22 protein-coding genes and 1 pseudogene are annotated in these 21309 nt (G+C 65.2%); 7 read left to right on the forward strand and 16 right to left on the reverse strand.

The annotated features are described in order from the left end of the window. Positions 1 to 166: 166 nt before the first annotated feature. From J2X34_RS18220 to J2X34_RS18235, 4 genes are read right to left on the reverse strand one after another with little or no spacing between them, the layout of a single operon-like run. A complete protein-coding gene (locus J2X34_RS18220; protein ID WP_429518863.1) occupies positions 167 to 922 on the reverse strand; it encodes a glycerophosphodiester phosphodiesterase in 756 nt (251 codons plus the stop codon). Continuing rightward, complete coding sequence (locus J2X34_RS18225; RefSeq protein WP_429518867.1) at positions 922 to 2289, reverse strand: ABC transporter substrate-binding protein; 1368 nt, start codon at positions 2287 to 2289, stop codon at positions 922 to 924. The genes J2X34_RS18220 and J2X34_RS18225 overlap by 1 nt, the downstream gene beginning before the upstream one ends. 46 nt (positions 2290 to 2335) lie before the next feature. Then, a complete protein-coding gene (locus J2X34_RS18230) occupies positions 2336 to 3205 on the reverse strand; it encodes a carbohydrate ABC transporter permease (RefSeq protein WP_429518870.1) in 870 nt (289 codons plus the stop codon). Then, positions 3205 to 4176 (reverse strand): carbohydrate ABC transporter permease, encoded by a 972-nt coding sequence (locus J2X34_RS18235; protein WP_429518873.1) that lies wholly within the window; start codon positions 4174 to 4176, stop codon positions 3205 to 3207. The genes J2X34_RS18230 and J2X34_RS18235 overlap by 1 nt, the downstream gene beginning before the upstream one ends. A gap of 309 nt (positions 4177 to 4485) precedes the next feature. Between J2X34_RS18235 and J2X34_RS18240 the strand changes: the two genes are divergently transcribed. After that, complete coding sequence (locus tag J2X34_RS18240) at positions 4486 to 5316, forward strand: DeoR/GlpR family DNA-binding transcription regulator (protein ID WP_429518877.1); 831 nt, start codon at positions 4486 to 4488, stop codon at positions 5314 to 5316. Further along, positions 5313 to 5993 (forward strand): HAD family hydrolase, encoded by a 681-nt coding sequence (locus J2X34_RS18245; protein ID WP_429518881.1) that lies wholly within the window; start codon positions 5313 to 5315, stop codon positions 5991 to 5993. The genes J2X34_RS18240 and J2X34_RS18245 overlap by 4 nt, the downstream gene beginning before the upstream one ends. A gap of 100 nt (positions 5994 to 6093) precedes the next feature. Here J2X34_RS18245 and J2X34_RS18250 read toward each other — a convergent pair whose 3' ends face one another. Continuing rightward, positions 6094 to 7176, reverse strand: a complete 1083-nt coding sequence (locus tag J2X34_RS18250; protein ID WP_429518886.1) for an ABC transporter ATP-binding protein — start codon at positions 7174 to 7176, stop codon at positions 6094 to 6096. Between the two features lie 210 nt (positions 7177 to 7386). Here J2X34_RS18250 and J2X34_RS18255 point away from each other — a divergent pair, with 210 nt between their 5' ends. Next, the gene (locus J2X34_RS18255; protein WP_429518890.1) at positions 7387 to 7980 is read left to right on the forward strand and encodes a dihydrofolate reductase family protein; all 594 of its coding nucleotides are present in this window, start codon (positions 7387 to 7389) and stop codon (positions 7978 to 7980) included. Between the two features lie 67 nt (positions 7981 to 8047). Continuing rightward, the gene (locus tag J2X34_RS18260) at positions 8048 to 8938 is read left to right on the forward strand and encodes an alpha/beta fold hydrolase (RefSeq protein WP_429518894.1); all 891 of its coding nucleotides are present in this window, start codon (positions 8048 to 8050) and stop codon (positions 8936 to 8938) included. Between the two features lie 61 nt (positions 8939 to 8999). On the opposite strand, the gene J2X34_RS18265 is transcribed toward J2X34_RS18260, so the two are convergent. Next, complete coding sequence (locus tag J2X34_RS18265) at positions 9000 to 9875, reverse strand: LysR family transcriptional regulator (RefSeq protein ID WP_429518896.1); 876 nt, start codon at positions 9873 to 9875, stop codon at positions 9000 to 9002. Between the two features lie 172 nt (positions 9876 to 10047). On the opposite strand from J2X34_RS18265, the gene J2X34_RS18270 reads away from it, so the two are divergent. After that, the gene (locus J2X34_RS18270) at positions 10048 to 10416 is read left to right on the forward strand and encodes a VOC family protein (protein ID WP_114723792.1); all 369 of its coding nucleotides are present in this window, start codon (positions 10048 to 10050) and stop codon (positions 10414 to 10416) included. A 5-nt stretch (positions 10417 to 10421) separates the two neighbouring features. Here J2X34_RS18270 and J2X34_RS18275 read toward each other — a convergent pair. From J2X34_RS18275 to J2X34_RS18310, 8 genes and pseudogenes are all read right to left on the reverse strand, one after another. Continuing rightward, a pseudogene (locus J2X34_RS18275) lies at positions 10422 to 10823 on the reverse strand (alcohol dehydrogenase catalytic domain-containing protein); the annotation flags it as partial. A 922-nt stretch (positions 10824 to 11745) separates the two neighbouring features. Beyond that, positions 11746 to 12384, reverse strand: a complete 639-nt coding sequence (locus tag J2X34_RS18280; RefSeq protein ID WP_429518902.1) for a hypothetical protein — start codon at positions 12382 to 12384, stop codon at positions 11746 to 11748. 374 nt (positions 12385 to 12758) lie between these two features. Then, on the reverse strand, positions 12759 to 14291 hold the full coding sequence (locus J2X34_RS18285) for a hypothetical protein (RefSeq protein WP_429518905.1): 1533 nt from the start codon (positions 14289 to 14291) through the stop codon (positions 12759 to 12761). A gap of 335 nt (positions 14292 to 14626) precedes the next feature. Further along, entirely contained in the window at positions 14627 to 14791 is a 165-nt protein-coding gene (locus J2X34_RS18290) for a hypothetical protein (RefSeq protein ID WP_429518907.1), read from the reverse strand. An 84-nt stretch (positions 14792 to 14875) separates the two neighbouring features. Next, a complete protein-coding gene (locus J2X34_RS18295; protein ID WP_429518909.1) occupies positions 14876 to 15031 on the reverse strand; it encodes a hypothetical protein in 156 nt (51 codons plus the stop codon). A gap of 537 nt (positions 15032 to 15568) precedes the next feature. Continuing rightward, complete coding sequence (locus J2X34_RS18300; protein WP_429518912.1) at positions 15569 to 17395, reverse strand: sacsin N-terminal ATP-binding-like domain-containing protein; 1827 nt, start codon at positions 17393 to 17395, stop codon at positions 15569 to 15571. After that, entirely contained in the window at positions 17392 to 18297 is a 906-nt protein-coding gene (locus J2X34_RS18305) for a hypothetical protein (RefSeq protein ID WP_429518916.1), read from the reverse strand. Before J2X34_RS18305 ends, J2X34_RS18300 begins: the two co-directional genes overlap by 4 nt. Before the next feature lie 527 nt (positions 18298 to 18824). Then, positions 18825 to 19166, reverse strand: a complete 342-nt coding sequence (locus tag J2X34_RS18310) for a DUF1330 domain-containing protein (protein WP_429518920.1) — start codon at positions 19164 to 19166, stop codon at positions 18825 to 18827. A 263-nt stretch (positions 19167 to 19429) separates the two neighbouring features. Between J2X34_RS18310 and J2X34_RS18315 the strand changes: the two genes are divergently transcribed. Then, the gene (locus tag J2X34_RS18315; RefSeq protein ID WP_429518924.1) at positions 19430 to 19984 is read left to right on the forward strand and encodes a hypothetical protein; all 555 of its coding nucleotides are present in this window, start codon (positions 19430 to 19432) and stop codon (positions 19982 to 19984) included. 50 nt (positions 19985 to 20034) lie between these two features. Here J2X34_RS18315 and J2X34_RS18320 read toward each other — a convergent pair whose 3' ends face one another. Both J2X34_RS18320 and J2X34_RS18325 read right to left on the reverse strand, forming a co-directional pair. Beyond that, positions 20035 to 20397 (reverse strand): hypothetical protein, encoded by a 363-nt coding sequence (locus tag J2X34_RS18320; RefSeq protein ID WP_429518928.1) that lies wholly within the window; start codon positions 20395 to 20397, stop codon positions 20035 to 20037. Positions 20398 to 20462: 65 nt separating this feature from the next. Then, positions 20463 to 20795, reverse strand: a complete 333-nt coding sequence (locus tag J2X34_RS18325) for a hypothetical protein (RefSeq protein ID WP_429518931.1) — start codon at positions 20793 to 20795, stop codon at positions 20463 to 20465. 149 nt (positions 20796 to 20944) lie between these two features. Between J2X34_RS18325 and J2X34_RS18330 the strand changes: the two genes are divergently transcribed. Continuing rightward, entirely contained in the window at positions 20945 to 21307 is a 363-nt protein-coding gene (locus tag J2X34_RS18330) for a hypothetical protein (RefSeq protein WP_429518935.1), read from the forward strand. The last annotated feature ends 2 nt before the right edge of the window (positions 21308 to 21309 follow it).

The raw sequence follows: 21309 nt of genomic DNA on the forward strand, positions 1-21309 counted from the left end.
CAGGACCGCCCGCAGAAACACGTCCCCCAACCCGGGAGTCCGCGCCCGCCCACCCCGCGATCGCCTGCAACTGGTGGGCATAGGCGTAGGGCTGCCTGCTCGTCGGAGACCGGCGGTGGGGCTGTACACATCGCGCGTGCAGCCCCACCGCCGCGTCGTCAGCCGCTCAATCCCGGCGGATAAGCCGCCGCGCCTGCGACAACCACGCGCAACCCGCCCGCGGGTCGTCGACGGTACCGCTGACCAGGCCCCACTCGAGGCCTCGGCGGACGTCGTCGAGGCCGCGGACCGGCCAGGCGCCCACCTCGTGGCCGGAGTCCTGCAGCCGCCGGACGACGTCGAGGGTCAGCCCGTCCCAGCCGCTGTAGAACGCGCTCGCACCGGTCGCGGCGAGCACGGTCTCGATCCCCTCCGGATGTCGCTCGGCGTCGGGGTAGCCGAGCGTGATGAGTCCGCGGGGCACGTCCGGCGCCAGCTCCCGCAGCCGGTGCAGCGCCTCGGGCAGGAAACTGGTGAACCGGATCCGACGCGCATCGTCGGGGCGGGCGTTCGTGATCCGAGCCACCTCAGGGACGGCCTCGACGGCCTTGAGCTCCACCTGGAGTGTCACGGTGGTCGCGTCGAGCACGTCCTCGAAGGTCGGGACACACTCCCCCGCACCGACATCCACGCCACGGATCTGCTCGTAGTTCAGGTCCGCGACGGGGCCGAGTCCGCGGCCGCATTCGTCGGCGGCTCGGCGGTCCAACGTCGCGTCGTGCACGATGATCGCGACGCCGTCGGCGGACAGCCGCACGTCGAACTCGAGTTCGTGGACGCCGATCTCCTCGGCGAGCCGGAACGAGGCGAGGGTGTTCTCGGGTGATTCGGTCATCGCGCCGCGGTGACCGACGACGGCATAGGTGAGAGGCGGGGTACTCATCAGGCCACCAGCTCCTCGTACTGGGCGCGGATCGCGTCGGTGTCCTTGCGGATCACCTTGGCGGCAGCGGAGAGCACGTTCGCCGGGTCGGCGTTCTCGGTGTAGACCTTCTGCATCGCGTTGCGGACCTCGATGATCGTCGACGACACGTAGCGGCGGACGGCATCGGGCTGGCGGGCGATGTCGAGCTGCTTCACCGCGAGGCCATAGCTGGGGTTCTCGGCGATCCGCTTGGTGACCGCGGCCGACGCCGTGGCCCCCGGCGTCGCGGGCAGGTATCCGGTCTCGACGGCCCAGTCGCCCGCCTGCCGGTCCTGCGCCAGGAACTCGATCAGCTTGGCGGCAGCGGCCTTTCGATCCGGGTCGGCGTTCTTGAGGATGGACAGTCCGGCACCGCCGGTCGGCACGCCCACGTCCTTCGCGGTCGGCAGGAAGCCGGTGCCGATCTCGAAGTCGGCGCCCTTGACCAGTCCGGTGAGGGCACCGGTCGAGTTGGTGATCGTGGCGACGAGACCGTTGCTGAAGTCGGTGACGAAGTCCTGCGCCAGGTAGCCGGCCTTGTCGTCGTTGATCACCGCGCGGTCGAACGCGGCGGCGGCGATCGCCTCGGGCGAGTCGAGCGTCACGTCCATCCCCTGCGACATGGCGCCGCCGTAGTTCCACAGCAGACCCTGGAAGTACCAGTCGTCGGCGCCGGTGTAGGCGCGCATGGCCACCTTGTTGCCGCGGTATGTGCGGCCGGTGACGGTGCGCCCCCAGTCACGGAACTCGTCCCAGGTCTGCGGCGCCCGGTCCGGCAGACCGGCCTCGGCGAAGATCTGCTTGTTGTAGTAGAACAGCGGCGTCGAGCGTCCGAACGGCACCCAGTACGACGACCCGCGCACCACGCCCTCCTCGAACAGGCGCTGGTGGTAAGTGTCGGCGTTCCAGCCCCCGGTGAAGTAGCCGTCGAGCGGTTCGATCATGCTGGACAGGAAGAACTTGTTCCACGAGACGTCGGAGAAGACGGCGATCTCGGGGACCTGACGGGCCTGCAGACCGGCGGACAGCTTCTCGGTGACGCCGTCGTAGCCCTTGAACTGCTGGACCTCGGCGTAGATGTCGGACTGCGATTCGTTGAAGCGGGTGACCAGTCCGGTGAAGGCCTCGTGGTTGGTGCCAGACCACGGACTCCACACGACGACATTGGTGCGGCCCTTGAACTGGGCGGGCGGCGCGACGTCGGGTTGCGAGAAGCCGCCACCGGAGGTAGCTCCGCCGGGCGACCCGCAGGCGGCCAGGACCGGGACCGCGGCGGCGGTCATGCCGGCCAGGGTGAGGAAGCGGCGGCGGCTCAGCGAACTGGCACCGGGAGAGAACACGGACATGAGGGAACTCCTCGGGATCGTGAAAGTGACGGAGAGGGGATTGTTTTCAGTTCTTGACAGCCGCACCGGCGAGACCGGCGATGATGTACCGCTGGGCGAACAGGAACAGCAACAGCATCGGCAGCACCACGAGGACGGTGCCCGCCATGATCGGACCCCATTGATCGACGCCCTCGCTCTCCTTGAGGAACATCAATCCGATCGGGAGAGTGCGCATCTGGAGCGAGTTGGTGACGAGCAGCGGCCAGATGAAGTCGTTCCACTCGTCGATCACCGCGATCAGCGCCACGGTGACGACGGCGGGCTTGGCCATCGGCAGCACGAACCGGGTGAGCCGGCGCAGGTGCCCGCAGCCGTCGAGTTCGGCGGCCTCGAGCACCTCCCGGGGCAGAGCGAGGAAGTGCTGACGGAGCAGGAAGGTACCGAAGGCACTGGCCAGTCCGGGCAGGAAGATGCCGGCGTAGGTGTTGATCAACCCGAGGTTGCCGATGGTGATGTAGTTGATCAGCAGCGTGACGTGTCCCGGCACCATGAGGGCCCCGAGCACCGCCAGGAAGATCACCCGCTTGAACGGGAAGTTGAGGAACGCGAAGGCGTAGGCGCTGAACACCGCGAGGATCACCTTGAGGGTCGCGCCGACGGCGGTGACGATCGCCGAGTTCACGAAGAACTGCCCGAACGGCACCGCGTCCCACGCCCTTCGGAAGTGGTCGAGGACCAGCTCGGACGGAATCCACTGCAGCGGCCACCGGTAGATCTCGTCCTCGGGTTTGAACGCCGAACTGAGCATCCAATAGAACGGGATCAGGAACAGCAGCCCGACGACGACGAGGGCCGCCACCCCGAGGGTTTTCCGGACGCGCCGTTTGTGGGCGGTGGCGGTGTGTCGATGCGCGACCTTAGTCGAGGTGGCCATCAGTAGTGCACCTTCTTCTCGACGTACCGCAGCTGGACCGTGGTGACCACCAGCAGCAGCACGAACATGATCATCGCTCCGGCCGCGGCGGTGCCCGCCTTGAACTGCATGAATCCCTGCGAGTAGATGAACCAGCTGAGCGTCGTGGTGGCCTCGCCCGGTCCACCGCTCGTCATCATCGCAATGAGGTCGAACGACTGGAAGGCACCGATGATCTGGGTGACCGCGAGAAAGAAGGTGGTCGGCGACAGAAGAGGAAAGATGATGTGGCGAAACGTCTTCCACTTCCCCGCACCGTCCAGTCGCGCGGCCTCGAGAACGTCGCCGGGCAGCGACTGCAGCGCCGCCAGGTAGACGATGGCGACGAACCCCACCCCCTTCCACACTGCGACGATGATCAACGCGGGCAGCGCCCACCGACTCGACGTCGTCCAGTGCGGCGAGTCGAGTCCGAACGCGGAGAACGCCACGCGGCTGAGTCCGTAGTTCGGGTCGAACAGGAACAACCACACCGCGGCCACCGCCGCTCCGGAGAGGATGTGGGGTGAGAACGCCAGCGCCGAGACGGCCCTGCGTCCCGGGACCTTGGCGGCGAAGAGCAGCGCGAGGGCGAGTCCGCCGACGAGGCTGATCCCGACCACCGCGACCACCCACACCGCAGTGATCCGCAGGACCCGAAGGAACGACGGATCGGTGAACAACGTTGCGTAGTTGTCCAATCCGACGAAGGTCGGCTGCGGCGCGATCATGTCCCAGCGGGTGAGACTGAGATACGCGTTGCCGATCACGGGCCAGTAGGCGAATACCGCAATGAGGGCGAGATTGGGGAGCGCGAACAGCGCGAACAGCAGGTACTCGCGCCGCCGTCGCCGGGAGCGGCCGCCGCGGCGGCGCACAGCGGGCGCTGCAAGCTCCGGTTCGCGCATGGGTGGCGTCGGCGCCTCCGCGGGGCGCTGGATTGTCAGGGACACGGCCACGAACCTTTCCTGGGTATCACTCGGGTGTTATCAACGAGCTCGGCCGGTGCTGATGTTTGCACCCACCGATGAGTCGGTCAAAACCTCGATCACCCCCGGCCAGGAGACCCGATCCGCACCTCCAGAACACCTGAAATGGTTCTTGTACTGGACTTTTCGAAGGTCAGCCTCGCACCGGCCACGCCGGGAGTCGCTTGTGATTCGACGACCGTCGGGCAAAGCTTCGCGCCAAGTTCACGACCCATTCATCACAGTCGCGTTGATATGAACTGGTGGTCCCGACAGCAGAAGTGAGGACGGTTCATGACGCAACGCTCGATCAGCGACACCCGACAGGAGCGGCTCGACGCGATACTCGAATACCTTCTGGCGGACCAGGATGCGTCGGCACAGAGTCTGGCCACACGGTTCGGGGTGTCGCTCATGACGGCGCACCGTGACCTCGACGAACTCCAGCGACGTGGCATCATCCGCAAGTTCCGCGGTGGCGTCAGCGTCCAGCGCACCAGCACCTACGAGATCGCGGCGACACTGCGACGACTGGTGGCGGTCCCGCAGAAGCGGGCTATCGCCGCCGCCGCACACCAACTGGTCTCGCCCGGACAGTCGGTGCTGCTGGATGATTCGACGACCGCGGCCTCCATGCTCGACCATCTGCTGGACGTCGAGGACCTGCACATCGTCACCAACTATCTGCCGGCGTTGTCGCGGATCGCTGCCGACGGCCGGAGCGCCCTCACCGCGATCGGCGGCACGTACGACGTCGGCCACGAGTCGTTCCTGGGCGTCGCCGCGGCGGCGTCCATCCGCGGCCTGCGCGTGGACACGGTGTTCTTCTCCACGTCGAGCGCCGACGCCCACGGCACCTACCATCAGGAGGAGTCGATCGTCGCGGTCAAGACCGAGATGATCCGGTCGGCACGCCGACGCGTCCTGCTGATGGACTCGAGCAAGCTCGGTGGAACGTCGTTGCACCTGGTCACGGACTGGTCGTCGATCGACCACCTCGTCACCGATACCGCAGCACCGGCCGACCTGCTCGACACGCTGCGGAGCCGCGGTGTGGCCGTGACGGTCGTCGATCCGGAAGAGAGTTCCTACCAACCATTTTCGTCAGACGAGGAGAACCTGTGATCGAGCTCGACACCGCCGTGCAGGCGGTGCTGTGGGACATGGACGGAACGCTCGTGGACACCGAACCGTACTGGTTCCGTGCCGAAACCGAACTGATGGCCGCGCACGGGATTCCGTGGAGTCACGAGCAGGCGACATCGCTCGTCGGGAGCGCGTTGCCCGACTCGGCCACCGTCATGCGGGACGCCGGGGTGGATCTCGGGATTCGCGAGATCATCGACACCCTCCTCGAGTCGGTCATCGCCCAGGTTCGGGTCGAAGTGCCGTGGCGACCGGGGGCGCGGGAACTGCTCGCGGACGTCCGCGATGCCGGAATCCCCTGTGCGATGGTGACGATGAGTGAACGCCCGCTGGCCACCGAGATCGCCCGAATGCTCCCGCCAGGCACGTTCGAGTTCCTCGTGACCGGAGACATGGTCACTCGCGGCAAGCCGCACCCCGAGCCCTACCTGCTCGCGGTCGAGACGATGCGCCGGACGCGGGAGACGCTCGTGCACGACCGAGTGGTCGCGATCGAGGATTCGCTCCCCGGGCTCGCATCGGCCCGCGCCTCGGGAGTGGTTGCGCTGGGCGTACCGAACATGGTTGCCCTGCCGGACGATCCGGGACACACCCTGTGGCCCACGCTCGAGGGGCGAACGGCCGCACACCTGCACGAACTGGTGCTGGAACGGTAGCTCGCCGGGTGTCGGCCCGAGCGCCCACTCCTCGCCGGTGGACGCGGATTTCCTCCGCTGACGACGAAGAGTGGGCGCTCAGGCCGACTCGACAGCCTGCTCAGGCGCTCAGACGTAGCCCGGTGCGGGCGTCGAACACATGGAGCGCCTCGGGGTCGACCCTCACCCGCACCGTCGTGCCGAGCGGGATCGCCCCGTGGCCCTCGGTGCGGACCGTCAGGTCATGCCGCGTGCCGGCCACCGTGACGTGCCCGTACACGAACGCATCAGCGCCCAACTCCTCGACGACGTCCACCCGCATCTCGACACCGTCGTCGGTGCCGCACAGACGCACCGCCTCCGGTCGCACGCCGACGGTGATCGCGTCACCGCCGGCCGCCGCGACGACGTCCCTCGCGATCGGGACGGTGACACCGGCCAGGCTCGCTCCGCCGTCGGCGAGTTCGAGGTCGATCAGACTCATCGCCGGCGAGCCGATGAACCCGGCCACGAAGCGGTTCACGGGGCGCAGGTACAGGTTCCGCGGCGTGTCCACTTGTTGCAGGACCCCACCCTCGAGGACCGCGACCCGGTCGCCCATCGTCATTGCCTCCACCTGGTCGTGGGTGACGTAGAGCGTGGTGACACCGAGTCTGCGGGTGAGCCGGGCGATCTCGTTGCGGGTCTGCACACGGAGCTTGGCGTCGAGGTTCGACAGCGGTTCGTCCATCAGGAACACCTGCGGTTGCCGCACGATCGCGCGGCCCATCGCGACGCGCTGGCGCTGACCGCCGGACAGCGCCTTGGGCTTCCGGTCCAGGTACGGCTCGAGGTCGAGCATCTTCGCCGCCTCCTGCACTCGACGCTTGATCTCGTCCTTCGGTGTCCTGGCGATCTTCAGCGCGAATCCCATGTTCTCCGCGACCGACATGTGCGGATACAGCGCATAGTTCTGGAACACCATGGCGATGTCCCGGTCCTTCGCGTCGACGTCGGTGACATCGCGGTCGCCGATGGACAGGCGTCCGTCGTCGACATCCTCGAGTCCGGCGAGCATGCGCAGCGAGGTGGTCTTGCCGCAGCCGGACGGCCCTACGAGAACGAGGAATTCGCCGTCGGCGATGTCCAGGTCGAGTGCGTCCACGGCGGGACGATCGGCTCCGGGATAGCGGCGGGTGATGCCGTCGAAGGTGACGGTGGCCATGGGGGCTTCCTTTCACGGGCAGGAACGTGCCCGACGATCCGTGGTGAGGGGCGAATGCCCGACCGTCATTGCAGCGCGTCGAGGTGAACGACGCGCGGTCGTCGGGGGACACTGGGGCGAACGCCGGGCGGGCACCTCGACACCGATGAGTTTGGGGTGGATCGTCGGTCTGTATCAACGAACAGTTCGTCGAGACGAAGGAGACAGTCCGTGCGCATCGTGGTCAGTGAGTTCATGAGCCTGGACGGCGTCGTGCAGGCACCGGGTGGGCCCGAGGAGGACACCGACGGTGGCTTCGCCCACGGCGGGTGGTCCCATCCGTACTTCGACGCCGAGGTGATGGGCGCGGCGATCGGTGCCGCGGCGCAGCAGACGGAGGCGCTGCTGTTCGGGCGCCGCACGTGGCAGACGATGGCGGCCGCGTGGCCGGAGCGGGCCGGAGACCCGTTCGCCGACCACATGAACAACATCCGCAAGTACGTCGTCACCGACACCCTCACCGACGACCAGCTGACCTGGACCAACACGACGCGTATCCCGGCCGGCGACGCCATCGCGGAGATCCGGAAGCTGCGCGCCACCGCAGGCGGCGACCTGTCGGTGATGGGCAGCACGACGCTGGTGCGGACACTGCTGCGTGAGGTCCTGGTCGACGAACTCCTGCTCATGATCGAGCCGGTGCTCCTCGGCGGCGGGAAGACGATCTTCCCCGACGACGGTGTCCAGCGCCCGCTCGAGCTGGTCTCGTCGGTCACCACGGGCACCGGGGTGCTCGTGTGCACCTACCGCCCCGTCACCGACTAGCACCGCCCGGGTCGAGGCATCGAAAATCCGTTTACAAGGCCCGGCAGGGCGGACGAGGATCGGGCCCATGTCTGTGGATATCTCGGTGCCGGCCCGACTGGGCGAATCGCGCCTCGCCGACGGGCGAGTGATCGGGTGGGCCGAATGGGGCCGTGAGGACGGGGTTCCCGTGCTGCTGTGCCCGGGCGCCGCCACCACCCGATCACTCGGGTTCGGCGCCGGCGTCGTCGATGCGCTCGGCGCGCGGCTCGTCTCGCTCGACCGTCCGAGCCTCGGCCGGTCGACACCGCTGCCCGGTAAGACGTTTCGAGACTTCGCGGCCGATGTCGGCGAGTTCACCGCGCTGCGTGGGCTCGGCAGGCCGGCGATCGTGGGGAACTCTCAGGGGGCGCCCTTCGCCCTCGCCTGCGCGGCGGCCGGTGTCAGTGGCGCGGTCGCGATCGTGTCCGGTGCGGACGAGGTGGCGGCACCGCAGTTCGCCGATGCCCTGCCCGAACCACTCCGCGATCTCGTCGAACTGACCGCGTCGGATCCGGACGCCGCGGAACGTCTCTTCGCGACGTTCGACGCGGACGCCATGTGGCAGATGGTGATCGACTCCAGCCCCGCGTCCGACCTCGCGGTCTACCGGGACCCCACGTTCGAGGCGTCCTATCGCTCCAGCATGCGTGAGGCGTTCGCGCCGGGCCCCGCCGGCTACGCGCGCGACACGGTGTTGGCGATGGGAAGCTGGCCCATCGACCTCACGACGATCCGTGTCCCCGTGGACATCTGGTACGGCGATCAGGACACCAGCCACTCACCCGACCACGGTGAGAGTCTGGCCGCCCGCATCCCCGGAGCTGTTCGCCACCTGGTGCCCGGCATCGGCGGCGCCGTCCTGTGGACACACGCCGAACCGATCCTGCGCGCGTTGCTCGGTCACGCCGATCCGCGGGACCAGGACCAACGGAGCTAGGGCTTGTCTCCTATTGCGTGATGGATCTCAGCCAGATGCAGACCGTCCGAGATGAGCCGCATCATGCTCGCACTGTGACCAGCGCGCGTAGGGCGCCCGCTGCGGGGCTCAGCGGCCCATGCGCTCGCCACACCAGAGCAAGACGGGCCGACACTCGCGGGGTGATCGCGACCGTGCGGATCAGCTCTCCGGCATCGTCCTGCGAGACCTCGGATGCCGGCAGGATCGCCGTTCCGAGTCCTCGGTGTGCGAGTCGAGCCGCGACCTGTGGATCGCTGGCCTCGAAGGCGATGTGCGCGGGCAGGCCGGTCTCGGCGAAGCTTGCGTCGAGAGCAGAACGGATCCCCGTTCCGCGCGGCAGCGTGATCAGTGGGCGCGCGGCGAGCTCGCGAAGCGAGACTGTGGGTTTCTCCGCCAGTGGATCGGTGTGGGCGACAACGGCCACGAGCGCCTCTTCGCGAATGACGCGACAGGCGATACCCGACGGCGAGTCCCCGGCCAGGCCTACGAAAGCCAGGTCCAGTCGTCCGGTGCGGACCTCCGTCAGGAGGGCCTCCGAACTCACGGTCATGGTCATTTCGATGTCTGGGTAGCGGGCGTGGAAGTCTGCCAGCAGTTCGACGAGGTCGAGTGCCGCCGAGGGCACCGAGCCGATACCGACGTGCCCGCGTGCCAGGCCTGCCACCGCATCGGCCGCATCGCGCGTCGCCGATGCTGCAGCCACCGCGGCGCGCGCGTAGGGAACTACAGCGGCACCGACCTCGGTCAGTGTCACCGTTCGCCCCGAGCGGTCCAGAAGGGCATGCCCCAGTTCGCGTTCCAGGTGGCGTATCTGCGCACTGACACCCGGTTGCGCGACATGCAGTCGATCCGCAGCTCTGGTGAAGTTCGCCTCGTCGACGACAGCCAGAAAGTACCGCAGCTGGCGCAGTTCCATAACCGTTGATTCTAGTTGCGAGACGAACCAGCTCTTGGACGTATCGCTGCTGTCGAACCTAGCGTGGTCACGCGGCCTACCCTCCGCCGAGTGATCTGCGTCCATCACGGGTTTGGTTCCGGTCGGACGGGCACACGACGGCCGTCATATTCCGCCGAGCAAAGGACATCGCATGCGCCTGCCCAATCAGTTCTTGATCTATGTCAGCGACACCGCCTCGTCGGCGGCGTTCTACGGCGAGCTATTCGGCATGCAAGCTCAGATGCTCAGCCACCGTTACGCGATCTTCGACCTGGGTGGTGGGGTCGTTCTCGCACTGTGGGGAGGGAAGACTCGAACGGCCGACGCTCCCTCGGTCCCGGCGTTCGAGGTCGGGCTCCTGGTCGAAGGTGGAAGCCCGAAGATCCGAGAGATCTACGACGAGTGGCTGGACAAGGGCGTCGAGATTTTGGAGGAACCATGCGAGGACGTATTCGGGCTGACGTTCGTGGCCGCGGATCTGGACGGTAACCGACTCCGGGTAGCACCCGTCGACCGCTGAACTCGCCTTACCAGGGTGCCGTCCGCCAGCGGTACCCGGATGGCCTCGGCCTGCGCGCCGCCGATCCCGTTCCCGGCCCAGAACCCGCCGTGGCGGCACCACGTCTGCAGACCCTCCTGGCAGAGGTCGCACGTTCCGTCCGACCAGGCGAACGGGCCGATCACGAAGTCGCCCTTCTTCAGCGTCGACACTTCCCCACCGACCTCTTCGACCACCCCGATGAACTCGTGCCCCATCGGCGTACCGCCGGGTGTCGCGGGCAGGTTGTGGTACGGGTGCAGGTCGGATCCGCAGACGCACGTGCGCACGATCCGCACGATCGCGTCGGTCGGCTGCTGCAGTGTCGGATCCGGCAGATCCTCGACCCGAACGTTCCCGACCCCCGACGCGCTGCAACTCCTCGCCAGCTGGGCGGCCACCCAGGACCGGTTCACCACCGACTCGACACCGACGTGACGGTGGCACAAAAAGGCCCCTCACCTGCCGAAACAGGTGAGGGGCTGTGGCGGAAGCGGAGGGATTTGAACCCCCGGTGGGTTTAACGCCACGCTCGCTTTCAAGAAGTAAGCGGGTACAAAAACGAAATCCAGGCAAAATTTCCGCTGGTCAGTGCCTTTGCCTCTCGAATGACCTGTTCCAACAGCTCGACACTGCCCAATTGTGTGTCACATCTGTGTCATATTGCACTCCCTTGACCTCACTGCGAAATACTCCCGGCACCACCGGCCCTGGCGAAGGTCAAGATAGACGTGCTGTTCAAGCGCGCCCGGTCCGTTGTCGTTCACGAGTCACCTCGCTTCCGCGGCCGCCGGCCGCGACCGCGCTGGTCACTGCTTCCGGGCGGTACGAGGGGTGTTCGGGCAGCTTCGCGCAACCGGGAAAGAGGTGATCGCACTCGCTGCCACACATCGCGTACCGCTGCGGGCTGCCGCATACGTGATGATCGAAGTCCGTCCGCTCGCCAAAATGGTTGCCGTCGTCCCACCACTCGTGATGTCCGCACTTCGCGCATGTCAGCTCGTTCTTCATGCCTCATGATCGCCCCGCCTCTGCGGCCCTGGTTGACCGGGCCGCACTAGCCATCGAGGGAGAAGGCGCAGCGATGACAGCCGCACTGACACTGACTCTCGCACCGACGACATCATGGTCGACCCGGATGTTCGACAGCAGGGCGGTGCCGGGCCGAATCTAGATGGAATCGGCCCGGCACGCTACGTCGCGGATCTGACTGTCCACGCGCACCCGTCCCGATACCAGGCCGGCCCGAGCCCATCGAGCCTCGTGGCTGTCGGACCAAGCCGGCGGCGGGCAGGTGCGAGTGTCCGCGACTTACGCAGTCGCAGTTGCCGACAACTGTTCCATCCCCTGGATGGCGAGGTCATCGACGGTCTGCGCTCCGTGATCGGCCACGTAGTGGTAGATCAGCTCGGCGCGGAGCGTCCCGCTCACCCGGACATAGTGATCGTTCCAGTCGGTGTCGATCACGTTCCAAGGCACATCGTCGGAGGCGCCGGAGTAGTCCGCCCTGTAGACACACGCTTCCCACTCGACATCTGCTTCGACTCGCACCTCGCCGATAGTGGTGCCGCCGTCGAATTCCTCGTGCTCGTCGACGATGAGGGTCGCCAAGTCGTGGGTGACTGCCACGACGTCGATCGGCCCCTCGGTGACCTCGGGGATGGTCACCTCGAATGCGTGTCCGGCCCCTTCATCAACGGCGAGCTCATGTTCCGTCAACTGTGTGTCGCCGTCGACCGCTTCACGGAGCAACTCGGTAACGCTCTTGAACTCCTCAGCAAGCTCGGCATACGGGTTCGTTGCGGCGGCGTGCTCGGAATCGGCCATCGCCAACCCTTCGCGATAGCTGACGTCAGCCTGGTCCTTGTGCTTGCGGGCAGCACGCTTACGCGCAGAATTCTTCGTCATGGGGTCCTCCAACCACTGTTCAGCGCGTACAGCAGCCCGCATCCACTACACGCGCGATAAGTGCGTTGGATGAATGTCGCAGATCCCGTGGACCTTGCCCTCAGACGTCGTGTGCGATGCGGGCGCACGGTGACTCAGGTGAAGCCATGCGAAACGGCTCAAGGTCACTGAGCGTACCAGTCGTTGCTGGGTTTGACCGACTCTTGTCAGCCGATCTCGAAGTCGGTCTGCCGGATACTGCGCTCGGGGGTATCGCGTCCGGTCGACGGATCGTCCTGCCGGACAGATCTCAGCAACACGTTCGAGCGCAACCAGCGCAGGAACCGCCATCCGACGGTGCGAGAACACCGCCACCTATCACCGCGAGTCACACCGTGGCCGGCAAATCGGCCGATTCGCCGGCCACAAACGGTCGATTACAGCCGACGTGAATCCGGCTTCCGATCGTCGGGCCCTCGGCCCACTGCCTGTGCGCGCCAGAACGACTCCCCTGTCAGCACGTCTGCTTCGACGAGCCCCCACGCCCGGCGGGTGGGCAATAGCAGACCATCCCCGAAAGTAGCGTTTGGCTGTAAGGAGAACTCACCAATCTCGACATTACGATGTGGTGGTTCACCGTTGAGGACACGAAAGCTCAGAAGGCCACCGGCGCTGGCTCCTGACCTGGAGATTGCCGTCACTGCCACGGCCTCAGTACGCTCTGCGTGCAGCGAGGGGGGAACGTAGGCGCCGTCAATCGTGCGCTGCATCGGAGAAGTCCACACTTCACCAATCATCACGAGGGCATCTGCATCGTATTCCAGTGCCGCCCGCGCTATGTCTGCAGATATTGCATGCTTTCCTTGGGTGTCGACAGTCATGTGGACTCGTCCACCCATACAAGAGCCCCGGCGGAAGTAGTAGGTGAACCACCCGTGGTCTTGACCAGACCGGAGGATTCCTCGCGCCATTTCAGCATAGGTTTCAACGGTGCGAGCCAACTGGTCGTCGCTCTGCATCCCGCCCAGTGCGTGACGTGGAAGCTCGGGTAGATCACCATAGATGCGACTCTCGCGAACCTGGTCAGCGACCTCCGGGTCGTAATCCGCCTTCCAATTTCGATACTCCTTCACTTCGGTTCCATCCACTAGTCGAAACCGGGTGATGCGGTGATGTCGAGTGGAGACCATACATGGCAATTTCCCGTCCAGGGGTTGATCCTTCAGGATCTCGGCTTTCCATGCCACGGCTTCTCCCCTCGTGCCACCCGAAACCCGGTACGTCCTCATGCCCATGAGCTCATGGCACCTCGCGAGAATGGAGCTCAGACGTCCATACGCATGCGCCAACAGGGAGAGTAGTTCGTACTCCGGCATCTTCTCGTCCACCCACCGATGCTCCAGAATTACACTCGCCCCTTGTCGAATGCTCATTGGGATATCGAGCTCATTCAGACCCTCCAGCACTTCCTCGACCGTCAACTCGACAGGTGCATTCACCGGGTTTTGGAGAATCGAACCGAGGCTGGCAGTGCGAAGTTCTTCCCAAGTCAATTGCTCACCCATGACTGCCATAGCTTCTTCCCCGTAGGAAGGAACCAAGGTCACCTTGAGTCGAGAAAGAGTATTGAGTTCACCTTGCTTAACGATAGTGTTCCTAGAGTCAAGGCTCCAGCGTAGAACAGGGTCCTGTTTCATCGATTCCTGCTCTTTTGAATACCACTCGGCGAAGCCATCGATTCTCGATTTTTCCGACTGAAGCGCGAAGGTGACATTCCTCAGCGCTTGAATGGCAGAATTCAGCCCATCCCGGAAATCATCCGGATCGCTGTACGAATCGGCACACTCATGCCAACGCCGATGCGCCTCGCGAAGCCTATTTTCCGCGACTTCAATCTGACACCCGTCGGGACACCGTCGATACTCGTATTCACACCATGCAGCCGGTTTAATAATCACATTCTCAAGCACCTTACTAATTTACACCAAACTTCACCCGAATTGAACGGAAACTTCCCGGTGCCGCTCCGCCCGATGGCACCTGGGAGTATGCCAGTTGAGCTGGAACTGAAATCCCAAAACCTTGGAAGTGAGACACACGGTGAGGGCCGGGCGACAGCGAGTGATCACCACAGTTCGCGACGTCACATAAGTTCATCCCGAAACTGCATGTCGACACTGTTCTGCGGAGACGAGTTTCAGGATGCCTCCGGCATTGAGTTCGGGTACGCGGCGGGTACCGTGACGACAATTCGCGGGTGATGAGGCGCACGCCTGGCCATCGCGACAAGCGCAGGGCTCTGTTGTCAAAGATGGCCCAGACTCTTGTTCACCGGACGCAGCACCGTGGGCTGCTGCGGACCCGATGGCGGGCCGGAAGTCTGTGTGACCGCGGTGCGGGCCTTGCGGTCGGTCAACTCCGCCAGTGCGACGTGGCCGTCGTCCCGGATCGCCTTGGTGCAAGGAAGCATCCCTGTCGGGGATCCTCAACAGCGGATTGTTCAGGCGGTCGTGGTGGTAGGTGAACGGCGCGTCGGCGCCGAACGCCTCCCGAATCACGCGGTTGTCTTCGTGGTCCTGGTCGCAGGACTCGAGGACGACTCGCTCACCGAGAGCTCCGCCAGATCACGCGCGGCCGCCGCGAGGGAGAGGTCTCGTGCGCTCCGTTCGGTCAGCTTCCATGCCTTGACCACGTACAGGCGGTGCGCCACAGTCTGGATCGAACGCGGGGAAGGCGGCGTGGGCCCGCCTGCGACACCGACACCAGCCGCTCGTCCTCGACATCGTCGACACCAGCGACCTCTCCGCACCGGGCTAGGGTCAGGATGTCGTGGCCGACGCGCTCCACGAGCAATTCGGGCTGGGCATCGGGTTGCCCTGACCCCGTAACCCGGCGTCATTCACATCTCGAGGCGGCGGAAGTCGAGGTGCCGCTAACGGTCTCGTCAGCTCCCCCGCTGTTACCACCACCGCTGCTGTCCGGGTCCCGGCGTCCGAGCCAGAGCGGGCTGTCCTGCCTGCAAGAGCGGCTGATCGCTCACTCCCTGGCGCCGACCTCCTCGGCTCCCATCGTGAGGTGTTCCCTGCGCGGAGCCGTAGCGGATGATCAACTCCGCGAAACACGTCTGCCCAGGCTGCTTCCACCTCGCCGAAACTCAACATCGCTACCGAAACTCAGCTAACTAACCCGACGAACACGAACCCTCGAATCCTATGGAGGCTGCGGCCGGGCGATCGCCCGGCCGCAGTCAGTCGACGACCGTTGCGAAGCGTGCCCAGTCGGTGAACTCCCAGTCCCATCTGCGGCAGACCCGCTCCTTCGGCAGTCCTTCGTTGCTGGGGTCGACGATCATAAGCTTGACGTAGCGGCCGTCACCGATGAGCACTGCAAGCAGGTAACCGCCTGGGGAGGCGAGCATCAGCGACATCTCATTGTTCGTCATGGCAAACCGCGCATCCGCGTGGTCGACCTTCTTGACCTCGATTCGCACGGGCTCTCCGGCAGGGTTGCTGCCGGAGAGGTCGTACCCGACGTTCTGTCCGCTGACGTCTTCGAGGCGCCAGCCGCGGCCGTTGAGGTACTCCATGGTCGCGACTTCGGCAGTGCGCCACCGGGAGACGATGTCTGCCAGAGGCTCCACCGCCGGGGGTACATCTCCTTGGCGCGCAACTTCTGCGGGGCGCTGGGCGACGATCGGCGGGGAGGGCAGCGGCGACGAGGCCGGCCCCCTGTCGACGACGCGTTGCTCAGCGGCGGTGAGCTGTCTGCCGTAGCTACGGGCCATCTCGCCGAGGTGCGTGCCCAGGTGCGCGATCAAATCGTCGGACAGCTGCTCGACCACAGGTTCGTCGACGAGCTGCTGGAGGTTGAGGGTGTCCAGTCCCAGGACGGCTTTCAGCGCGCGTGCGCTGGGCTGGTTCTTCTTCGTGTACAGCGCCACCGGTGCACCTGCCGGGAAGATGCAGGTGACATCGTCAGTCGTCAAAGGTATCGGCGAGTAGGCGAACGGCTTCGGCCGGGACTTCATCGCGCGTTGGAGCGCAGCGAGTAGTGCGTTGCTCGCTGTCGCGTGTGAGGACACCAAGAGGGAGCGGAGGTCCTCGCCTTCCAGGACCAACTCCCAGAGCCGCTGGAACAACGGAGCCTCTGGCGTAGTCAGCTCGTGTGCGATGGCGGAGGCGGCGTCCGCGAGCACCTGTTGAGTGGACTCGTCCCCGACAACGGCGTGCGTGCGCGATGGATCGGTCAGCAGGTCTCCGGACACGGCCACGGGCAGGCCCGGTTCGTCGTCTAGCGGCAGGCCGCAAGCGAGGCGGCCGCGAAGTCCGGTGAGCGACTGGGCGCGTGCGTCGAGGGGGACTGCGATCGTCGCGGTCCCGTACTGGAGCAGCCCGAATCTCGCGGCTCCGGCTTGGTCGTGGAGCGTCACTCCCGAGTCGTCGCGATCCACGCTGATGGTGACGGCCCGTTCGGGGGTGCTGATGTCCACGCGGTCGACGTGGCGGAGAAACAGCAGGCTTGTCGGGTCGATGGCGTCCAGCGGAGCATCAGCGCCGTCGCGTCCGGAGATCGTGAAAGTTGCGCCGTCGGTCCTGTCGGCGCTGCGGATCTCGCACGGGATCCGGATCAGAGGGACTGCAGAAGGTGACTGTTCGCCGAGCAACTGGGCGGTGACGTTTCGGTCGAATGAGAAGGCCACGCCGGAGGACCGGACATCGACACGCGAAGCGATCGCGGCGAGAGACTTGAATCCGATGCCGCGGTATCCGATCGAGTCACCGCCTCGGCGCTTGGTCGAGCTTGCACTTCTGCACAGTGCCTCGGCATCTGCGAACGTGAGGGGTCGGCCGTTGTTCGCCCAGGACCAGGTCCTGCCGCCGAGTCCGGTGATGGTGATGATGGTGGATCCGGCGTCGTCCGAGTTCTGCAGCAGTTCGTAGGGCACTCGGTTGCGGTAGGTGTCGGCCAGCAGGTCTTCCATTCGAGCGATCTCCCCGAACAGGCCGGGGGCCTGCTTGTGCTCGTCGACCAGCCGGGCCTGCAACGCTGCCAGGTGCTGGGCCAGCTCGCTCATGCGTCGCCGTCGGTCACGCGCACGACGACCCGGTGCGGATCACTTGGCAGGTCCTCGATGTCGATGACGTCGCGGCCGATCCACCGAGGCTGGCGGCGGGGGGCGTTCCCCCGGTCGTCGACCGGGATGTGCCCATAGAACGTGCAGGTTCGGCCATCGAGCAGGAACCCGGTGTCGTCCAGGATCTCGAATCTGATCTCGGGTACGTCCACCTCGAATGGCGCGGAGTCCTTCACGGTGGATCCGTCGTCTTCCCAATCGCGCCGGCTCAGGTGCGCCTTGAGAAGATCCTCCGCGCTGCCGAAATCGAAGGTGCCTTCGGCGTGCACGGTCAGTGTCGTCCTGTAGTCACCCTTTGACAGGTAAGCGTTCGCGACGGCGACCTTCGCGTGAGGAGCGTCGACGCTGGTCTCGTCCACCACCGTGATCTCAAGTGAAGTCGTCGGACTGGGAAGTGTGAGCTTCGAGTTGATATATAGGTCCGAAACGTCGTCGAGATCGTAGGCCGTCAGACGGAGATCGAGGTCTTTCGCGGCCAGCGGCTCGCGGCAGGTCCAGGTGTCACTCTTGGCGGATACGCGGATCAGGCCCTTCTTGGCCTTCTTGATCTTCTCAAGGACGACCCATTGGTAGTTGCTCGAGGGGGCAGGAGTGTCGCGCCGGTTCAAAGTGAGGAAAACCTCCGAGGCATAGTCACCGCCATCGCTGCCTTTGAAGCGGTCGGTCCAGTCCTCGGACAGAAATCGGAAGGTAGCAGAGAAAGCAACGCGCTGCTCGTGGTTAGTCGTATCATCCGATTTGGTCACGAGCCGAGCTTGAGCGTCTTCTACCTGCCAACCTACAAGCGACAGTGCCAGTTCGTCGACGCCGATGTCGATGACCTCGGCCCTTTTGTTGCCCATCAATCCGCCTTTCGAAATGGCCGTGCGCCACCTAGCAAGTTCAGCGACTCTATCTCCCGATGCGGACAATCAGCCGCAAGGAGGGAGTGAACGCTCATCATGTACCGCGCGCCCTACACCAGCGACAGAATCCGACGGCGCGCGAGGTAGGCGCTGGCACCTGCGCGGAGAAGCGTCGATGCGGCTCGTTCTCGAACGTACCGACACCTCGGGCTCGTTGTTCTTGGGTGCTGCGCAAGCGGATACAACGTGCCGAAAACGGCTTTTATGTCAACCAAGCCCTGGCAGTGCCCTCTCGACCGGGCATGGCATCGCATCACGCCGAAATCCGCCTCCCCCACCCCGCGCCATGGTCACTCGATATTTCTCCGCGATCACCGACGGTGATTTCCTTTCCCATCAATCCCCCCTTCGTACTAGGCGACGACCGAGGATCCGGTCCTCGCTTCTCGCGGCGACTCCAACCGGAGAACGGGACCGCGGCCAGGCCCCGTGCGGGCGGCTCGCCGGATCCGACAGGTCTCCGATCAGGCAAGACCTTCGATAATGCGGAAGTCACGCTCGACGCCGTCGGCGAGGACAGCCAGCGCCTCCTGGTAGGCCTCACTCTCGCGCGCCGCGACGGCCTGTTCGAAACTGTCGAACTCGATCAGGATGGTGCGCTCGGCGATGCCGGCATCGTGGGCGACGACCTGAACGCCACGCGAGAGGATCCGTCCGCCTCCGAGCTGGACGGCCGGACGAGCCAGCTTGTCGTAAGCAGCCAGCTTTTCCGGATCTGAAATGGTGCGGTAGACACTGACCCAGTAGCCCTTGGGCTTGACTGCCGCTATGTCCCCAGTGAGTGCCTGACTTGCTGATGTGTCCATGATGGTCCCCTCCTATGCCCTGCTGTGGACGCGGGAGGCAACCAATCGCATTCGCCCCCCGGCTTGATCGCGGTCTCAGCCTAAGCGTCGGGGTCCCGAGGGCATTACCGAAGGGGTCTGTGAGCGGGTCTACTACCGGACCGCTGGGCGGTCCGTCGTGGCATCCGTCCCGGAGCCGGTGCGACTGGCCGGTTGGGGTAGCCGTGATCCCGTTCGGTAGAAAAGCGACGGATACGACAGCGTGTCCCCTACCGTCTCTACACATGAACAACACCGCGCGGACGGGGCTGGCAATTGCGGCGGCAGTTGGCCCACTTCTTCTGGTCGGCTGCTCTTCGGGCAGCTCGACCGCGGAACCTGCTGCGAGTGAGGCGGAATCGATAGTCGGCGGGCCGCAAGCGGATTCAGGGGACTGTGCCGCCACGCAGGTGTACGGCGACGACGCGAGCCTGTTCGGGCGGGAATGGCTGCTCACCTTCAAGCAGAACTCATCCACCCCGGTGAGCCTTCTTCGCTGCCACTACGTGCATAACCCGAACGGGGATGGCGATCAGTTGGCACCCGATGCCCCTCGCAAGGCTATGACCGGGGACCTCGTTCCACCGCCGGTCATCATCCCCGGCGGCGCTGAAGTCCAGAAGATCCTCCTGTCGCTACCCGATTCGACTGACCTGGGTCACCGCTGCCCCGGGCCGCAGCCGGTGGTGGACTTCGACGAGTTCCGCGTGCTCGACCAAACCGGGACGGCGGTGGCGAAGTTCCAGACGAGCGAGTACGGAAATGGTTGCGGGGTGTTCCGCGTGATTCCCTCCGCCTGATGCCGTAGCGCTCGCCGCGCCCCCCTGCGGTCCATGACAGGACCTGATGCTTACGACTGGTCCCACGCTTCGACCAGAAGCCACTCGCTCGACGGAACCGCGATGACAGCCGACAGGTCCAGCGATGGAACGGTTTCCGGGTAGCGAGCGTGGACGAAGTCCAGATCCACTCCGTTGAGTACGACGGCGGCGGGCACCGCGTAGACGCTCGGGTAGCCGCCACCCCGCAGCTGCCGGCATGACGCCTGCTCGTCGAGCCAACTGAGTCCACCAAGACCTGCGGACCAGCTGGCTAGGGTGTCGCCTCCCAGAATCCTCGGGCCCAGGCGCGGGTCGTCCGGCCCGAGGAGCGGTTCATGTGGTCTGATGACGGCGATATCCCAACCCAGCATGATCGCCAGTGTGTCATTCACGCGACGCGATCTCCGTCTGCTCTCGACGATCTCGGGCGCGCTGGACCATCGCAGCGGCGGGCCGATCAGCGACGCCGACCGAGACCTGGTGCGCCCCCGCTGACGAAGCGGATGTCCGACGGATTCGATGTCGCGTGCGCGGCGTCGGTCAGGCTGTTGCTGGTTGCTTCATTGCGCCTCCTGATGGCTTCCAGCCTGGGCTCGCGCAGTGCTTCCAATCTTGCCAACCTGTCCAATTCGGATTGGTCCGCTACGCCGTGCGCCTTGCGAGCTTGCAGGCCCCAAACTATCTTCTCGAGTCGCTGCGGATTCTGTTGCAGCTCTTCGAGTTCTTTGAGGTCACGCTTCGACAGTGTGCCGGCATGCCGCCGCTTCGGCTGCTTCGATCTACGGGCCATGCCGGGCATCGTAGTTCGATCCTCGACGTTCGAAACGGTTGTGTCCCCAGCAGCCGCGAGATGCCCGGGACAAGGATTGATTCGCAGGGCTCTTCCAAAGTCCGCCGACCGGGTGGCACCGGACCACGCTGGGACTATCGTTTCCAGTCGTGACGACGCCTCGACACTCACTGACTCCGGAACAGGCCGATGAACTGCGCAAGGCCATCGCCTCTGCGGAGATGCTCCACCCACCCACGATTTCGTCGGCCGAGGAGGTCGGCCTCGTGCTCGATGTCGCCGCCGTCGGTGTGAGCGGAAGTGGATTCATCGACGGTTCCGGTCATCCGTACGTACGGTGTACCGACGGCAGATACTTCCGACTCCCGGAGGGACTTCGGAGCTGGGCTGTCGAGTCCATCGCCATGCACCAAAGCCTCGTCCAGATCGACAACCGGAGATTGTTCCCGAGCTCGATCGAGTTCGGGGTCTTCGAAGGCAGAATCTACGCGGAGTACACCGACGTTCCGTAACA

This window comes from Rhodococcus sp. BE178 (genome assembly GCF_050433545.1).
GTDB lineage: Bacteria > Actinomycetota > Actinomycetes > Mycobacteriales > Mycobacteriaceae > Prescottella.

Bases quoted from the DNA above. Each gene is read 5' to 3' on its own strand.
- J2X34_RS18220 (WP_429518863.1), bottom strand. From the start codon at position 922: ATGAGTACCCCGCCTCTCACCTATGCCGTCGTCGGTCACCGCGGCGCG.
- J2X34_RS18225 (WP_429518867.1), bottom strand. From the start codon at position 2,289: ATGTCCGTGTTCTCTCCCGGTGCCAGTTCGCTGAGCCGCCGCCGCTTC.
- J2X34_RS18230 (WP_429518870.1), bottom strand. From the start codon at position 3,205: ATGGCCACCTCGACTAAGGTCGCGCATCGACACACCGCCACCGCCCAC.
- J2X34_RS18240 (WP_429518877.1), top strand. From the start codon at position 4,486: ATGACGCAACGCTCGATCAGCGACACCCGACAGGAGCGGCTCGACGCG.
- J2X34_RS18250 (WP_429518886.1), bottom strand. From the start codon at position 7,176: ATGGCCACCGTCACCTTCGACGGCATCACCCGCCGCTATCCCGGAGCC.
- J2X34_RS18260 (WP_429518894.1), top strand. From the start codon at position 8,048: ATGTCTGTGGATATCTCGGTGCCGGCCCGACTGGGCGAATCGCGCCTC.
- J2X34_RS18265 (WP_429518896.1), bottom strand. From the start codon at position 9,875: ATGGAACTGCGCCAGCTGCGGTACTTTCTGGCTGTCGTCGACGAGGCG.
- J2X34_RS18270 (WP_114723792.1), top strand. From the start codon at position 10,048: ATGCGCCTGCCCAATCAGTTCTTGATCTATGTCAGCGACACCGCCTCG.
- J2X34_RS18280 (WP_429518902.1), bottom strand. From the start codon at position 12,384: ATGCGGGCTGCTGTACGCGCTGAACAGTGGTTGGAGGACCCCATGACG.
- J2X34_RS18290 (WP_429518907.1), bottom strand. From the start codon at position 14,791: ATGCTTCCTTGCACCAAGGCGATCCGGGACGACGGCCACGTCGCACTG.
- J2X34_RS18300 (WP_429518912.1), bottom strand. From the start codon at position 17,395: ATGAGCGAGCTGGCCCAGCACCTGGCAGCGTTGCAGGCCCGGCTGGTC.
- J2X34_RS18305 (WP_429518916.1), bottom strand. From the start codon at position 18,297: ATGGGCAACAAAAGGGCCGAGGTCATCGACATCGGCGTCGACGAACTG.
- J2X34_RS18310 (WP_429518920.1), bottom strand. From the start codon at position 19,166: ATGGACACATCAGCAAGTCAGGCACTCACTGGGGACATAGCGGCAGTC.
- J2X34_RS18315 (WP_429518924.1), top strand. From the start codon at position 19,430: ATGAACAACACCGCGCGGACGGGGCTGGCAATTGCGGCGGCAGTTGGC.
- J2X34_RS18325 (WP_429518931.1), bottom strand. From the start codon at position 20,795: ATGGCCCGTAGATCGAAGCAGCCGAAGCGGCGGCATGCCGGCACACTG.